Origin of the sequence: Fibrisoma montanum, from assembly GCF_003583365.1 — a bacterium.
Classification (GTDB): Bacteria; Bacteroidota; Bacteroidia; order Cytophagales; family Spirosomataceae; genus Fibrisoma; species Fibrisoma montanum.
Window position 1 is genome coordinate 624,968 of the sequence record NZ_QXED01000002.1, and the last position, 15,363, is coordinate 640,330.

The 15,363-nt window shown below is 56.0% G+C and carries 12 protein-coding genes; 6 read left to right on the forward strand and 6 right to left on the reverse strand.

Annotation, left to right across the window (positions count from 1 at the left end; all coding sequences use genetic code 11):
- Positions 1-61 precede the first annotated feature (61 nt).
- From DYU11_RS08370 to aac(3), 3 genes are all read right to left on the reverse strand, one after another.
- A complete protein-coding gene (locus DYU11_RS08370) occupies positions 62-1,168 on the reverse strand; it encodes a helix-turn-helix domain-containing protein (RefSeq protein WP_119667196.1) in 1,107 nt (368 codons plus the stop codon).
- A gap of 84 nt (positions 1,169-1,252) precedes the next feature.
- Entirely contained in the window at positions 1,253-3,403 is a 2,151-nt protein-coding gene (locus tag DYU11_RS08375; protein WP_119667509.1) for an outer membrane protein assembly factor BamB family protein, read from the reverse strand.
- A 121-nt stretch (positions 3,404-3,524) separates the two neighbouring features.
- On the reverse strand, positions 3,525-4,340 hold the full coding sequence (gene aac(3), locus DYU11_RS08380) for an aminoglycoside 3-N-acetyltransferase (RefSeq protein WP_119667197.1): 816 nt from the start codon (positions 4,338-4,340) through the stop codon (positions 3,525-3,527).
- 202 nt (positions 4,341-4,542) lie between these two features.
- On the opposite strand from aac(3), the gene DYU11_RS08385 reads away from it, so the two are divergent.
- From DYU11_RS08385 to pgmB, 4 genes are all read left to right on the forward strand, one after another.
- Positions 4,543-5,106 carry a Crp/Fnr family transcriptional regulator gene (locus DYU11_RS08385; protein ID WP_119667198.1) on the forward strand — a complete coding sequence of 188 codons (564 nt, stop codon included), beginning with the start codon at positions 4,543-4,545 and terminating at the stop codon, positions 5,104-5,106.
- Between the two features lie 81 nt (positions 5,107-5,187).
- Positions 5,188-5,652 carry a hypothetical protein gene (locus DYU11_RS08390; protein ID WP_119667199.1) on the forward strand — a complete coding sequence of 155 codons (465 nt, stop codon included), beginning with the start codon at positions 5,188-5,190 and terminating at the stop codon, positions 5,650-5,652.
- 85 nt (positions 5,653-5,737) lie between these two features.
- The gene (locus DYU11_RS08395; RefSeq protein WP_119667200.1) at positions 5,738-6,469 is read left to right on the forward strand and encodes a DUF4386 domain-containing protein; all 732 of its coding nucleotides are present in this window, start codon (positions 5,738-5,740) and stop codon (positions 6,467-6,469) included.
- Positions 6,470-6,515: 46 nt separating this feature from the next.
- The gene (pgmB, locus tag DYU11_RS08400) at positions 6,516-7,172 is read left to right on the forward strand and encodes a beta-phosphoglucomutase (RefSeq protein WP_119667201.1); all 657 of its coding nucleotides are present in this window, start codon (positions 6,516-6,518) and stop codon (positions 7,170-7,172) included.
- A 116-nt stretch (positions 7,173-7,288) separates the two neighbouring features.
- On the opposite strand, the gene DYU11_RS08405 is transcribed toward pgmB, so the two are convergent.
- The 3 genes from DYU11_RS08405 to DYU11_RS08415 form a co-directional block, all read right to left on the reverse strand.
- A complete protein-coding gene (locus tag DYU11_RS08405; protein WP_119667202.1) occupies positions 7,289-9,823 on the reverse strand; it encodes a DUF5686 and carboxypeptidase-like regulatory domain-containing protein in 2,535 nt (844 codons plus the stop codon).
- 353 nt (positions 9,824-10,176) lie between these two features.
- Positions 10,177-10,539, reverse strand: coding sequence for a hypothetical protein (locus DYU11_RS08410; RefSeq protein WP_119667203.1), 363 nt, complete (start codon positions 10,537-10,539; stop codon positions 10,177-10,179).
- Between the two features lie 115 nt (positions 10,540-10,654).
- Positions 10,655-11,689, reverse strand: a complete 1,035-nt coding sequence (locus DYU11_RS08415; RefSeq protein WP_119667204.1) for a GntR family transcriptional regulator — start codon at positions 11,687-11,689, stop codon at positions 10,655-10,657.
- 176 nt (positions 11,690-11,865) lie between these two features.
- On the opposite strand from DYU11_RS08415, the gene DYU11_RS08420 reads away from it, so the two are divergent.
- Positions 11,866-13,989: a bifunctional rhamnulose-1-phosphate aldolase/short-chain dehydrogenase gene (locus DYU11_RS08420; protein ID WP_119667205.1), complete on the forward strand. Its 2,124-nt coding sequence runs from the start codon at positions 11,866-11,868 to the stop codon at positions 13,987-13,989.
- 19 nt (positions 13,990-14,008) lie between these two features.
- Positions 14,009-15,295, forward strand: a complete 1,287-nt coding sequence (locus DYU11_RS08425; RefSeq protein WP_119667206.1) for a sugar isomerase — start codon at positions 14,009-14,011, stop codon at positions 15,293-15,295.
- Positions 15,296-15,363 lie beyond the last annotated feature (68 nt).

The window sequence follows — 15,363 nt, forward strand, 5'->3', positions numbered from 1 at the left end:
GTTGTTTACGGCAGCAAATGAAACGCGTAGGGAAAGCATTCCTGTAAAAACTGATCAAACTTTACACGTTTTTGGCCAATTCAGCGCGCTGCAGCCGGTATTCGGACGGGGTTTGACCCGTAAACTTTTTGAAAGCAGTGTTGAACGTAACCCGGTTGTTGAAGCCGCAGTCGAGGGCAATGGCCGTAATTTTTTCGTCGCCTTTCAGTAATCGCTTGGCTTCGTCAATGCGCCGGGCATTGATAAAATCCGGGAACGACTGGCCGAACTGCTCGTTAATCACCTGCGATACGTACTGAGCCGGTAGTTCGAGCGTAGCGGCCAGTTGGTCCAATCCAAAATCCGGAAGCAGATACGGCTTTTGGTCGGTAACGTACTGATTGATTTTATCGGCTAAGGACTGACTGGCCGATTCGCTGAGCGGTGATTTGCGGTACTTCTGTGGCTTCGTTTTAGGGCTGAGTCCGTCCGGGTATTGAAAGGCTGTATAGGCCAGTGCATACACGGCGAGCGTAAACAGGACCCGCGTCGTATGGCCAAAAAGATTATAATACCCCATGCCCAGCGTTACACCAACGCGGTAGATGATCGTACTCACGGCAAAGACGGTGAAGAAGATCAGAATACGGTTCAGAACGGCTGCCTGATCCCGTGTAGTATGCCGGGCAAATTGCCGCATCCGGTAGCCGTAGTACATTAGCAGGCCCGTCATGAGTACGTCCGAAATCAGGAAGTAGGGATTGGCCGGCAAAAGGCCGTGCTGTTGGCTTTCGGTCAGAATCATCTGCTGCTTAACGGCCGCCGACTGGACCAGGATTGGCAGGACAACCGCCATGAGGCCCAGCCACGGAAGAAAATGCACGAGGTGTTTCCACTGAAAAGACGTTTGACTCTGCAGGGCATACCACACATACAAATACACCAGCGGGCCAAACAGCAGGAACACACCCGACGAAGTCTTATACAGATGCGGATAATGCTGAAGAAGCTGATGATACGACAGAAAATAGTACAGCGTATTGTAGCTAAACAGAAAGACGAGCAGCGCCAACAGACGGTTGGCTACCCGGTTGCTATTTTTCTTTAAGCCAATCAACACGGCTAGACAGAATCCCTGCAATGCGCCGGCCAGATAGAGATAAGTGATTGCCTGAATAAGAGGAAGCATGCCTGTAAAATAGATTCGAGATGGTAATCTAAACAAGGGCTGGCTACAGGACAAGGCTTTTCATACCCGGCTGAGGTTATCGGCTTATGGCAAGGCAAAAGCTACGTATTGATTGCCTTTCTTCGCGCCGAGTTTGGCGCCCCCGCAGGCGATAACGACGTACTGCCTGCCGCCGATCTGATACGTAGCGGGCGTAGCAAAACCAGCCGCCGGAAGCTGCGTTTCCCAAAGCAGCTTCCCCGTTTTTTTATCGAACGCCCGGAATTTTTCGTCCTTGGTAGCCGCAATGAAGATTACCCCACCGGCCGTCACGACCGGACCGCCGTAGTTTTCGGAGCCGGTGTTCCGAATGCCTTTCTTCGCCAGTTCGGGTTCTTCGCCGAGCGTAACTTTCCAGACGTATTCGCCGGTATTGAGGTCAATGGCGTTCAGCGTGCCCCAGGGGGGCGCAATGGCCGACAGGCCCTTGCTGTCCAGGAATTTATTATAGCCGGATATCTTATACGGCACAAAGGGGGCCTTGTTCGTTTTGCTGTTCGATGCCGCTACTTCCTGCTTCTCGTCGCCGAACAGAAAACCGATCAATGCCCGTTTGTCGTCGGCCGACAGCTGCGTGAAGCCGGGCATCATGCCTTTGCCGTTGCTGATCAGTTGGTGAACGTAGGGCCGGTCGCGTCGCTGACCGATGTTGACCAGCGATGGATACCCACTGGCCGTATTGCCTTTGCGTTCTGTTCCGTGGCAACTGGCGCAGTTCTGGGTATAGAGCCGTTCGCCGGTACTCAGGTGGGCCAGTTGATCCTGCTTGGGCGCTTCGTTCAGTGATATGAGCCAGGCAGCCTCGTTGCCATTGACGTACATGATGCCGTCCGGGTCGGTAGCCGCTCCGCCCCATTCACCACCACCATCGAGACCGGGGTAAATGATCGTGCCCTGCCGGCTGAGTGGCTGGAACATACCCGTCCGGCTCCTCTTGAACCGGGCCAGCAGCGAGTCACGGTCATCCGAATACGGATTCAGGTCGCGTTCGGTCAGGTTCTGCCGGGTAAACGGCGCTGGTTTGAGCGGCAGGGGCTGCGTCGGCCAGGTTTCCTCGCCCGGAATATCAGACTTTGGCATGGGCGTTTCTTTGATCGGGAACAGGGGCTTACCCGTTACGCGGTCGAAAACGAACACATGGCCCGACTTGGTAATCTGCGCAACGGCGTCGATGCGCCGGGGTTTGCCATCGGGCCCTTTCTGGGTGACGGTCAGCAGGTTGGGCGGGGCCGGGAAGTCGCGGTCCCACACATCGTGGTGAACGGCCTGGAAGTGCCACAGCCGCTTGCCCGTGCGGGCGTCGAGGGCGAGCAGGCAGTTGGCAAACAGATTCTGCCCTTTGCGGTTGCCGCCGTAGAAATCAAACGCGGCCGAGCCGGTCGGAACGTAGAGAATGCCGCGCGGCCGGTCGACGGCCATGCCCGCCCAGTTGTTGGCTCCACCCACGTCGGTGTTCTGGTAGGTTTGTTTGGGCCAGGTGTCGTAGCCGAATTCGCCGGGTTGCGGGATGGTATGGAATGTCCAGGCCAGTTTACCCGTGCGGACGTTGAACGCCTGTATGTAGCCCGGTGCAGCATCGGCCCCCTCCGACAACCGCATGGGCATAATGATTAGATCGTCGAAAACGGTGCCGGGCGTATTGGAGATCACAAACTTGTCTGTCGCCTGTTCGCCCAGACCCGCGTGCAGGTCGGTGCTGCCATTGTCGCCGAAGCTCGGAATGGGCTTACCCGTGCGGGCATCGAGCGCGTAGAGTTTCGGGCCGACCGTGTACAGAATCCGCTTGTCCGGTTCGCCGTTGCGATCAGCTGATTGCCAGTACGTAACGCCCCGGCTGGTGCTGTGCCAGACCTTGAGGGGGTCGCCAAATTTCCAGAGTTCCTTACCCGTAGCGGCATCGAGTGCAAAGGCCTGTACGGTAGGCGTTACGCCATACAGCACCCCATCGACGATGATCGGATTGGTCTGGATCTGACCACTGTCGGGGGTGGTGTAGGTCCAGGCCATTTTGAGCTGGCCAACGTTTGCAGGCGTAATCTGCGTCAGAGCGGAGAAGTGACTACGGTCGGGGCCACCGAGGTACTCCGACCAATTGGTGTAATCGTTGGGTTTTGTATCGGTTGGATTCTGGCGGAGCTGCGACCAGCCAAGCGCCAGCAAAACCAATGCACTGAAGGGGAGGAACAGTCGTTTCATAGCTAGCACGAAAAATACAAAAAAAATACTTGTTTCGTGCAATGGCATCCAGAAGCTGAACAACGTATCGGTGTGAAATACGCTCAGTAAATTGAGGATGAGTACGCTGACTGCCAATTGCTCAGCGATAGCGCTGCTCTAGCCACTGTACTGCAAAAGACACTACAGCCGGAGCCGACAACAGGACTGAAGACGCTGACCCAATCATACCCTGCTGGCCACCTTTTGTGAGCAGAAACTCCTCAACGATAGTGCCGAAGTAGTCGTCCGCCAATTCGTTTACCACCGGATCAACTGTATCAAACTCCTCGATCATACGCCACTCAACATGGTTACCAAACCGAAGCGGCACCTCCATTCGGCGAATCCGTTTGTTTGGTAGCTGTGCCAGATGCTCGGAATGATGTAGCAGACTGATGGTATCAAGCGGAGCACCAACCATCAACACTTTTCCGTTTGCTACAACAAGCTTGTCGAAAGGAGAGCCGGGTCCATACCCGTAGTCCAATGGGTGATCGGCAGTGAACCACGCGGCCCGGGCACCGATGGCGGCCACCGAAGCTCCTGGGTTCCGGCTTCGATAGGCGCCGGGCGTTGTGCGGACAAACTCGGCAAAAGCGCCGTGGTCCCGGCTGGCTCTGGATGCGGCTGGGTCGAAGGGGGGGATATCGGCTTTCAGGGTCTCAGGTAGGCGTCCGGTTTCATCAATGGCATCCTCGTATTGTTGTTCCCAGTTTACGTAGCAAAGAAGCGTACCCTCAGGACCTAAAACGTCTAAAAGGGCTCCAATAAGAGTATCTGGCCCGCCTAATATCGGACCTGCCGACCGCAATGCCGCGTGGACCATAACGGCGTCGCCAGGTTGCAGACCCAGTACCTGGAGGTGTTTGGAGAGCAGACGGCGCGTCCAGTATGGACTATCTCCTACGATCAGCATTGTCTGTTTAGTTAGTTTGTAGCCATCCGTAAAGATACAATGCTTTGGTACTGCTTGTCTTGCTTGTCAGCAACTCCCCGAGCCCGGTCAGAAATGGCTATGGCGTGGCAGGGCTGTGAAGGGGCATATTATTTGGATAAATTGATATATTCACTGGAATGAAACCAAGGCCGTAGTTTATTGCTAACCAGACCTGATTGATATGGATGGACTAATCACGTTTTTAGGCGAAAATGGTTTCACGGTAGAGCAGCAGGAAACCATCGCTACCCAGTTTCATCGGCATGAGCTGAAGAAAGGAAGCCAGTTTTTGCAGGAAGGACAAATCAGTCAGCAGCTGGGCTTTGTCGAAAAGGGGTTGTTTCAGTATTTCTGCAATCGGAACGGCGATGAGATCACCAGCTACACGGCCGGCCCCGGCGATTTTCTGATCTCGCTGACCAGTTTTCTTAAGCAGCAACCCGCCCGCGAAACCATTCGTGCCCTCACCGACAGCGTTGTGTGGGCCATCCATAAACGCAATTTTGATCAGTTACGCCAGACTATTCCGCCGTTTGAAGTCTTTTACGTGGGTGTGCTGGAAGACCAGATTGCCTGTATCGAAGACAGTCGCTTCAACCTGCTGACCCTTACCGCCGAACAACGTTACCAGAAGTTACTGGAAGAAGAACCCAATTTGCTGCAGGAGGTACCATTGCAATACCTGGCGTCGATTCTGGGCGTGACGCCCCGCCATTTGAGCCGCATCCGTGGACAAATCCGGTAGGTACACGAATTGGACATTTGTCCAGTAGATTGGCTGACCGGTCGGCCACCTTTGTATCGTCAACCAAAACAAAAAGTCGATATGAAGACGATCCTACTAGCCGGCCTGCTGCTCCTGTCAGGCGCCACTTTCGCCCAGCGCTTTCCCCGTAATGAAGTAAGTATCAATGCGTTTCGTAATCCTTCCATCGGTCTGGAATACCGCCGGAACCACGTCTCCGTACACGGCGGCTACTACCCAACGATTGTCTCCCAAGATGCTGAAGGGAAAGGCCTGACGACCTCGTTCGTTCGGGCGGGCCTGACGTACTGGTTTCTGCCCGTCGGCCAAAAGCCCAATCCCTCTTCGTTTTATGTATCGGCTTCCTACGTGCGGGGCCTCGACCGTGAGTATGAAAACAAGAACGGTGTCATGGGCGAAGTCGGTTTTCGCTGGATGGTCTGGAAAGGCCTGAACCTGCGCATCGGGGCGGCCGTACTGGCAGCGCCCGGACAAGACATAAAGCTCAATCCGACTCCGGGCATCAGTTATTCATTTACGTGGTAGGGCGGTAATCGGTACGTAGGTTTCGGTGGTACCCGCCAAGGCCTGACACTGCCGTATACCGTAAACCGAAAGCTGAAAATCAGTCATGAAAACTTCACAAATGCCTTCCAACCGCCAGATCGGTACCCTGCTCATTCTGGGCGCCGTGTTAGTCTTTATTCCGTACACAATTCTGACCGTCATATTTGACTATCCTACCATCCTGCGGGAGCCGCCGGGCGTTGTCCTGACCCGGTTTCACGAAGGCGGCCCACTGCTCATTGCCGTCTGGTGGGCCTTCGCCATTACGGGGCTACCTCTGCTTCAGGCCTACGTAGCAATCGGCCAGCGCCTGGACCATACGCTGCCATTCATCCGGTGGGCTACCACACTGGGCGTGGTGTCGGGGCTGGTGCAGATCATTGGCTTGCTGCGCTGGACGTTCGTTGTGCCGGTACTGGCCGATACCTACGTCCATGCAACCGATCCGGCCATCCGGGCGGCCAGTGTGGTCGCGTTTCAGGCAATTCACCAGTACGGCGGGGTGGTGCTGGGTGAGCACCTGGGCCAGCTCCTCACCATTGCCTGGACGGTCATGATGGCGTCGGCGTTCGTAAAACTGGGGCTGTTTCCTGCGTGGATAAGCCGGTTTGGCTACGTAGCGTCGGGAATCTATCTGCTGGCTCAGGGAGACCTGTTCGCGACGGTTATACCGACCTTTCCGGTCTGGGAGCTGGCCGGACTGCTGGGAAGTACCTTGTGGCTGGTCTGGCTTCTTATTGTAGGGACCCGGTTTTTACGGCTCCGGGTGAGCGAAGACGTGCCGGTGCCTGCCTAAATCTGCCTACCTTTGCGCTCAGTTTAGGAATCACAAACAACCTGATATGAGCGTAATAAAAGCCTTCCTGTTTGATCTTGACGGCGTTATTGTCGATACGGCTATATACCATTACCGGGCCTGGAAACGGCTGGCTAACGAACTAGGTTTCGACATCTCGGAAGCGTTCAATGAGCGGCTGAAGGGCGTGAGCCGCATGGAATCGCTGGACCTGATTCTGGAACACGGTGGCCTGACCCTGCCGGAGGAAACCCGAACCGAACTGGCGGCAAAAAAGAATGACTGGTATCTGGAGCTGGTCAGCCGGATGACACCCGATGACATCCTGCCGGGCGTACCGCAGTTTTTTTCGCAGGTGCGGAAAGCCGGACTGCTGGCGGCCCTCGGGTCGGTTAGTAAGAACGCTCCTCTCATCATTGAACGTATCGGTATGCAGGATGCGTTCGACGCCATCATCGACGGGAATAAAATCACGCGGGGCAAACCCGATCCGGAGGTATTTTTGAAAGGAGCCGATGAACTGGAAGTAAGTCCGGCCGAATGTGTCGTGTTCGAAGACGCCGTCGCGGGGGTTGAAGCCGGGAAGCGGGGCGGTATGTTTGTGGTCGGCATTGGTTCGCCCGACGTACTGACTCAGGCCGATATGGTGGCGCCATCGCTCCAGGAGCTGACCGTAGAACAGGTACTGCAAAAGGCGCAGTAGGGTTGTGGGTTCCGTTCCCAAAACCAGTCCGCCAGACCACCCTGAAAGGACTCAGTTCCGCCACGTCAGGATTTTGGCATCAGTGGAGCTAAGTTCCGGGGGGGGACCGCGCTGGCTTAAAAGCTCAGCCAGCCCGACACCTTGATTGAGAAAGGCGTGACGGGTAATCCTGAGATAGTAGTGTTATCGCGGTACGTCAGTCGGTGAATGGCGTCGATACGTAATACCTTTAAAATGTTGTCGATGCCATAGCCCACTTCCACGTAGGGCGTATTGCCCAGCGCCCGGAATCCCTGAACCGGGCGGCCCTCCGCGTCGGCTGGAGGGATGGTGTTGAGGTTAGCCTGCGACACACTCCCCGCCAGGACCTTCGCCGTAACGAGTTCGCGCCACTTCAGCCGACGGAGCAGCGGAATCCGGTTGAACAGCAGTCCGCTGAAATTATGCTCGAACTGCAGCTCCGCGTACCGGTCAGCCACAAACTCAAAATAATTCATGAGATTGAACGCATTACCGACGTAGAACAGCGACTCGTTCCCGAGCGGTGTGTACAGCAGGGGGTAGGGGAGTGTAGCCGGAATGATGCCGGCACCTATCGTGTAGTACGTACGTCCCAGCACGCCCATCCGGAACGAGTGCCTCATCGACATGGCAACGCGGTGATACGTGAAATCGCCCCCCAGCAGGTCGCGGATGCCAGCCGTGTAACGTAGCGTCAGAATCGGTTTACGGGTAGCCCCCGCGCTGACACGCACGTTGTCGTTCTGAAGCATCACCTCGTCGGGGGCGAAGCGGGTTTCCCAGATAAATTCGGTAGTCCGGTAGCTGTTCCGGATGCGCTGGTCATCGTCGCCGGCCTGCGGGCGGAACGCGAAGGCAAACAGCGGGTCGAATGTCCGGTTGCGGAGCGCAAACGTCTGCGTAAAGCCCCGACCAACCTCGCGCCGGAAATAGGCCAGGTTGTCTTCCTGAAAATACGGTCGGCGAATAGCTCCGAAGCGGGAATACGCATAAAAGAGCGAGTTACCGCCGAGGTTGTCGGCCGAAACGCCCACGCGCTCCATATCGTAGCTCCGGCGAACGCCCAGTACCGTCCACGGCTTGCGGTTGAGAATGTATTCAATGGAGCCGCTGTATTTCCAGGTCTGATCGGTGGTGCCGTAGGCGACGTAGCCGCTCAGCAGCCACTTGCGACTGAAACCGGTATTGGTGCGCAGGCCCAGCCGAATGCGGTGGCCTTCGATGGTGTTGTTGGCGTAGGTGTACAGCAGTGGTCCCACGTCGACGTTCAGTTTACCGAGCGGCTGGTAGCCCACCACCCCCAGCCGAATGGCGTCGCCGGCTACTTTTACCAGGGGTACATTGCGGACGGAGTCAACAACCCGCATGGCCCGCCACTCCTCCGGCGACAGTGAATCCGGGCGGGCGCTGCTCCAGAACGAAGGATCTTTTACCTTGTAATCGTCTGATAATTCGAGCGAAGGATCGTAGAACGGCACCTCGCGGGGCTGGCCTTCCACAATGTTGCGGGCGGCTGAGAAGAACCGAACCAGGCCGCCCGGTGAACGGGGCGTTGGCTGGTCGGTATCGATCATGACGTGAGTCTGCGTTGGTAAGCGGGCCCCCGACGGCAGCATCGTCCATTCCTGCTCAATGCGGATCTCGTCCACAAAGTTGATGTTGGCCCGCTTGCCTACACTGACTTCAAGCTGAGCCAGGGCGAACTGGGTCGTATCGATCCAGACCGATCCGGAAAAGGCGAGGTCGCTGGCGCGTTTGGGCTCAAACTCCACTTCGTAGCAAACGGCGTTGTCGATGGTGACGGTATCCTTGAGCCGGAAGGTATACATGGTTTCCCACTGAGCCCCTACCGGCGACGGAATGTCTTTGCGAAGTACGTTCAGGTAATTGCGGTAGAAATTATACTGCTGGAACGAAGCTCCCGTCAACTGAGCTACGAGGCTGCCGTCGGTTACGCCCACGCCCCGCACCTGCGACTTCAGCACCCGTTCCTTGAACTTCTCAGGATTACTGCGGGCGTACAGTTCGGAAAATGTTTCGGAGATGAACACCGGCACGGCCGGATCGCCATTGTCGTCGGTTACGGCCGGGAGTTTACCCAGCAGCCGCCCTACTGGGCCGGGGCCTTTGCCGTTTTTGCGTTTGCGGCTGAAATTGTTGACGTAGGCTTCAATTTTGGTGTAGTTCTCGTACTGGTACCCGCTGAGCTTAGCCGGGTCAAAACGGTCGCGCCGACGAACAACTTCCCGAATAACGCGGTAGGCCGGATCGCCCCCTTTGGCGTACACTCTGACTTCCTGCAACTTGGTGGCCGCTGCCGCGAGCTGCACGTCGATCGTTTGGGATTCGATCGGCAGGATGCGATACGCCCGGTTCTGAAAACCCAGGCTGGAAACCAGCAGCGAATCACCGGTCTGCGATGTGCGGAGAACGTACTTGCCCTCGGCGTCCGAAACGGTACCTTTTGATAGGCCTTTGATGGCTACGTTGGCAAACGGAATGCCCTCGCCGGTGGCCGCATCCGTAATGCGTCCCGAGATGACAAACGTCGACTGAGCCATGGCGGACTGTACTAAACAAGCCCCGCAAAGCAGCGCAGCCGTCAGAGCCGTCCAGATACGTATATACATGTCATAGGTTGTATTCAGTTGACGAACGTTACAGTAACCGTAAAGTAGTCAACAAAGTTTACCAAACCAACCGCATGGCGAAGAAAGCAGGGTTTGTAGCTGGCAGACCCGCCTTGCACTGGTTAAAATTGATTATTCGGGCTGAATCCGTAAAGCTCCCCGGGGGTCAAGCGTTGATACCAGCCGGTGAAGCATTGGTTTAAAAGGGGTTAGGCGTCAGCGGCAGGTGTCGCGCTACCGGACTTAAGAAACTAGACCGATTCTGGTATCAAACGGTTGCACGGTGTCTGAAACAGCAGCGCCCGACTGAAAAACTCAGCCGGGCGCGGTTCAGGTTGTATGGAAAGCTCGATTTAGCTCAGCAAAAAATTAGTGGCCTGTTTGAGCGTACGTTCATTTCCGGTTTCGGGATCGTTGTAGCTGCGCTCACCAACCTCAATGTCGAAGGTTTTATGAAGCAGCTGTTTGGTATCCAGTTCGTCGCCTTCCTTCACGTCGAGGCCCGCGGTTTTGAACAGGTTGACGATAGCGGGCATCCCGGCCGGCGACTGATAAAATCGCTGGGATACGTATCCCTCCTCGTTTTCGAAGCGGCACGTAAAGAACGGAATGCCTTTGTATTCGCTTGTCCCCTCGTCGATGCGGGTAATTTCGACCGTGTGGTGTCCATCGGCCAGCAACGGTTTATCCTGGTCTTTTTCTACGGCAATTTTCATAATCGTTGAGTTGTTTCTCCCAGATTGGTTTATAGAAACAACCCATTGTCATCCGGTAATGTTTAACCGAACGTATCCAACCTGCAACCGGCGAAAAACGGAGGACAGGCCTTCTTTACAACGAACTGCGGCGGATTAGCTGAAACGGATTTTTAACCTTACCCGACTGTCGGTTCAGCATCATGCGGGCGGCCGTTTGGCCCATGTGTTCGTGATCGGTGGATACGACCGTGATGCCATCGGCGAGGACTTCTTTCAGGGGTGTTTCGTTGAACGACAGAATCCCGACGTCGCAGCCCAGCTGCAGGCTATGGTGGCGGGCCTGCCGCACCAGTTCGGCCAGATCCGAATCTTCGAGCACGATGTAGGCCGTACCGGGTTCGATGGTATGGCCCTGCGTTGTACTCAGGATCGTAAATTCTTTCCGGTAATGAACGCCGTAATTCCGAAAGCCCTGGATCAACTCCCGGGGGTACTGCACGTCTTTCGGGAAGATCAGCGTCAGTTTCCGGTATTTTTCGAGCAGATCAGCGCCCGACTCCAGCGCTGCGTACAGATCGGAGCTAAACTGCTGAAACACGGCAATATGGTTCCCCTTAAGCTCGGGCAGGTCTTTGTCCAGCAGCACCAGTTCATTGGAAGGAATTTCGGCAAGTAAATTCAGTACGTCGACTTCCCGGGCGGAGGCTGTATGGCCGGTGGTCTGGTCGTAGAAATGCGGCATGACCACGTAATAGTGATACTGGCCGAGGTTCTCGCGCAGGAGTTGAGCAAACCGGGCGGCATCGTGATGATGCAGCCGCAGATCGATGATGGCCTTGTCGCCGAAGGTATTCAGCAGGGAGTAGTAGATAATCTTCTTGTACGCGCTGAGTTTGTTCATCAGCAGCAGGACCCGGAGTTGCCCGGGCCCCTCCCGGCGAATAAAATAACCTTTTCCGCGAACGGATTGAATTACACCGTCTTTTTTCAGAACATTGTAGGCTTTCTCTACGGTATCGCGAGCCAGGTAATATTCTTCGCTTAGTTCGTTGATGGAAGGAAGCTGTTCATCGCGGTGCAGCGCACCAATTTCAATGCCGTGAAGAATCGAGTCGACGATCTGGCGGTATTTCGGCGTACTCGAGTTTTCGTTGATGCTGAAGTTCATGGAGCCGATCGAAGTTTAGGCCTTGTAATTTACAAGTTTATAACCGAATAACTCTACTCATACCACTGCTTGATAACGTTGAATTAACCCAAATCAGGTAAGCGCAGGATACGACTGCTGTTTATCGTAACGAGTTTTGATCTTTAACCACGTAGGTAAACTACTTACAACTCTTTATGCAAACCCTCAACCGTCTAAGTGCCGATCCGGCCTCTTTTCAACACGTCAGCTACCTGTGGGACGAAGCTCAGGCAGCGTCAATGGCCCACGATGAGATAGCCCTGCTTATCTATCGTTCCAACCTGCTTGGCCGCGATTTGCGGATCACAAACTACGGGGGCGGAAACACCAGCGTTAAAACTACGGAAATTGACCCCTTAACGGGTGAGTCGGTCGAGGTGATGTGGGTCAAAGGGTCCGGGGGCGATATCGGGACGCTGACCCGCAAGGGACTCGCGGGCCTGTATATGAACCGTCTGCACGCGATGAAGAACCGCTACCGGGGACTGGCTTTTGAAGATGAGATTGTGGGTTTGTACGGTTACTGCCTTTACGATCTGGCATCGGCAGCCCCGTCGATCGATACCCCCCTCCACGCGTTTGTACCGTACCGTCACGTCGATCACCTACACCCCGATGCGATCATCGCCATTGCGGCCAGCAAGGAAGGCGAACGACTGACCGAGGAGATCTTCGAGGGGAAATTTGCCTGGGTACCCTGGCAGCGGCCAGGCTTTGACCTTGGATTGAAGATCGAACAGGCCATCGTCAATAATCCCGGTATTGAGGGAATCATGCTGGGGGGACACGGTTTCTTTACCTGGGGCGATACGGCCTATGAATCGTATCTTAACAGCCTGACATTCATTGAAAAAGCGGCCGTTTATCTGGAAGAAAATTACGGCAAACGGCGACCGGTGTTCGGCGGGGTCCGGGTTGAGCCGGCTACCAATCCGCAGGAACAGGCCACCACGCTGATGCCCTACCTGCGCGGACGGGCGTCGCAGTTCCGGCCGATGATCGGTCACTTCACCAATAGCCCGGCGGTGCTGGAGTTCGTCAACGCCAATGATCTGTCGAAACTGGCTCCGATGGGAACAAGCTGCCCCGACCACTTCCTGCGCACAAAAATCCGGCCGCTGGTGCTGGACGAAACCGTCGTATCGGGCCGGTCGGCCGAGGAGTTGAAAACGTACCTCGACGAGCAGTTTGAGCAGTACCGGGCCGATTATGCCGCTTATTACGAGCGCTGCAAACACGAGAATAGCCCGGCCATGCGCGACCCGAACCCGGTGATTGTGCTGCTACCCGGCGTTGGGATGTTCTCGTTTGCCAAAGACAAGTCGACGGCCCGGATCGCGGCTGAGTTTTACGAGAATGCGATCAACGTCATGAAGGGAGCCGAAGCCGTTTCAGACTACGTATCGCTGCCGGAGCAGGAAGCGTTCAATATTGAATACTGGCTACTCGAAGAAGCCAAGCTGCAACGAATGCCGAAGCCAAAGTCGCTGAGCGGCAAGGTGGCCTACGTAACGGGCGGTACGGGCGGTATCGGCAGGGCCATCGCCGAAGTGCTGCTCCAGAACGGGGCCTGTGTGATGCTGGCCGACCGTGATCTGCTCGAAGAAACCCAGACGGAGTTTGGTAAAGCCTACGGCAAAGACAACGTGCGCTCGGTCAGACTCGACGTAACCGATGCCAGCGCCATTGCCCGTTCGCTGGACGAAACCGTTCTCGCCTTTGGCGGGGTCGATATCATTGTGAACTGCGCCGGTATCTCAATCTCCAAGCCGCTGGCCGAAACGACGATCGAAGATTACGATCGCTTGCAGGACATCCTGGTGAAAGGCCAGTTCCTGGTCTCGCAGCGGGCCGTTGAGGTACTACGCAAGCAGGAACGCGGTGGCGACATCGTCAATATCGTGTCGAAGAATGCGTTGTTTGCCGGGCCGAATAACGTGGGGTATGGTACGGCTAAAGCGGCTCAACTGCACATGTCGCGGCTGATGGCGGCTGAGCTGGGTGGCGAAAAGATTCGGGTCAACGTGGTGAATCCGGATGCGGTGCTGCGGAACAGTAAAATCTGGGCGGGCGACTGGGCACAGGGCCGCGCCAAAGCCTACGGTATTTCCGTCGAAGAACTGCCCGCTCATTACGCCAAGCGGACGATCCTGAACGAAGAAATTTTACCCGATGATATTGCCAAGGCCGTGCTCGTATTCGTGGATGGCTCGCTGGCCAAGAGTACCGGCAATGTCCTGAATGTTGATGGGGGCGTAGCGGCAGCGTTTGTCCGATAATGACAAAATTCCTGAACCCATGACCTTTTCTGATCAACTGAACGAATACAATCAGACCCTTGCCGGTGATCATAACTTTCGCTGGGGATACCTGGGCGAGCAGCTTAGCCGGTCTGGCCACGACGTAGAAGCACTGCTGCAGCAACTGGCCGCTTTTCAGGTGGCCATTCCAAGCTGGGCGCTCGGTACGGGCGGCACCCGGTTCGGGCGTTTTCCGGCCGGTGGTGAGCCGCGTTCGCTGGAAGAAAAAATTGAGGATGTTGGCATTATCCACGCCCTGAACCGATCGTCGGGGGCCATTTCTCTGCACATTCCCTGGGATATTCCCCGGGATTACGAGGCTATCCGGCAACTACTGCAAGCCAACGATCTGATCATTGATTCGGTCAATTCCAATACGTTTCAGGACCAGTCGGGTCAGCCGCTGTCGTACAAATTCGGGTCGCTGTGCCATACCGACACGGCCGTCCGCCAGCAGGCCGTCGAGCATAACATTCAGGTGGCTGAGTACGGCCAAAAGCTGGGCGACGAGTGCAAAACCCTGACGGTGTGGCTGTCCGACGGTTCCGATTTTCCGGGTCAGCACCATTTCCGCCGGGCGTACCAGCGGACGCTCGACTCGCTTCAGACGATCTACAACGCTTTGCCGTCGGACTGGACGATGCTGATCGAGTACAAGCCGTACGAACCGCATTTTTACTCGATGCTGATTCCGGACTGGGGAACGTCGCTGCGGTTGTCGGAGGCCTGTGGCCCCAAAGCGCAGGTGCTGGTCGACCTGGGTCATCACCTGCCGAACACCAACATTGAGCAGATCGTGGCGCGGCTGCTCCACTTCGGGCGGCTCGGCGGCTTCCATTTTAACGGCTCTATGTACGGCGACGACGACCTGACGACGGGCAGTATCAAGCCGTTCCAGCTATTCCTGATTTTCTGCGAACTGGTGCAGGCGGCTCAGGATTCGGTGGTCCGCAATCCGCCCGTTGCCTACATGATCGACGCGAGCCATAACCTCAAAGACCCGATCGAAGACCTGCTTCAGTCGGTGCAGAACATCCTGACGGCCTACGCCAAAGCCTTGCTGGTGGACACGGAAGCGTTGTTCGATGCCCAGGATGCCAACGACGCTGTTCGGGCCGAGGAGGTATTGCGCGATGCCTTCATGACGGACGTTCGGGCGTTGGTCGCGGAAGCCATTCACCGGCAGGGGGGCGCCCTCGATCCCATCGGTCTGTACCGTAACCTGAGCATTCGCCAGCAACGCATCGACACCCGCGGCAAGCTGGCCGTCGCTACGGGGTTGTAAGTAGTTTACATACAGCGTGCGCAGATATTATGCAAAGAGAAATCTGTGCACGCTGCCTATCTTTGTTC

What these genes read in the sequence shown, in the direction of transcription:
- pgmB (WP_119667201.1), top strand. Translation starts at nt 6,516, where the DNA reads ATGAGCGTAATAAAAGCCTTCCTGTTTGATCTTGACGGCGTTATTGTC.
- DYU11_RS08425 (WP_119667206.1), top strand. Translation starts at nt 14,009, where the DNA reads ATGACCTTTTCTGATCAACTGAACGAATACAATCAGACCCTTGCCGGT.
- DYU11_RS08410 (WP_119667203.1), bottom strand. Translation starts at nt 10,539, where the DNA reads ATGAAAATTGCCGTAGAAAAAGACCAGGATAAACCGTTGCTGGCCGAT.
- DYU11_RS08370 (WP_119667196.1), bottom strand. Translation starts at nt 1,168, where the DNA reads ATGCTTCCTCTTATTCAGGCAATCACTTATCTCTATCTGGCCGGCGCA.
- DYU11_RS08405 (WP_119667202.1), bottom strand. Translation starts at nt 9,823, where the DNA reads ATGTATATACGTATCTGGACGGCTCTGACGGCTGCGCTGCTTTGCGGG.
- DYU11_RS08415 (WP_119667204.1), bottom strand. Translation starts at nt 11,689, where the DNA reads ATGAACTTCAGCATCAACGAAAACTCGAGTACGCCGAAATACCGCCAG.
- DYU11_RS08420 (WP_119667205.1), top strand. Translation starts at nt 11,866, where the DNA reads ATGCAAACCCTCAACCGTCTAAGTGCCGATCCGGCCTCTTTTCAACAC.
- DYU11_RS08375 (WP_119667509.1), bottom strand. Translation starts at nt 3,403, where the DNA reads ATGAAACGACTGTTCCTCCCCTTCAGTGCATTGGTTTTGCTGGCGCTT.
- DYU11_RS08390 (WP_119667199.1), top strand. Translation starts at nt 5,188, where the DNA reads ATGAAGACGATCCTACTAGCCGGCCTGCTGCTCCTGTCAGGCGCCACT.
- DYU11_RS08385 (WP_119667198.1), top strand. Translation starts at nt 4,543, where the DNA reads ATGGATGGACTAATCACGTTTTTAGGCGAAAATGGTTTCACGGTAGAG.
- DYU11_RS08395 (WP_119667200.1), top strand. Translation starts at nt 5,738, where the DNA reads ATGAAAACTTCACAAATGCCTTCCAACCGCCAGATCGGTACCCTGCTC.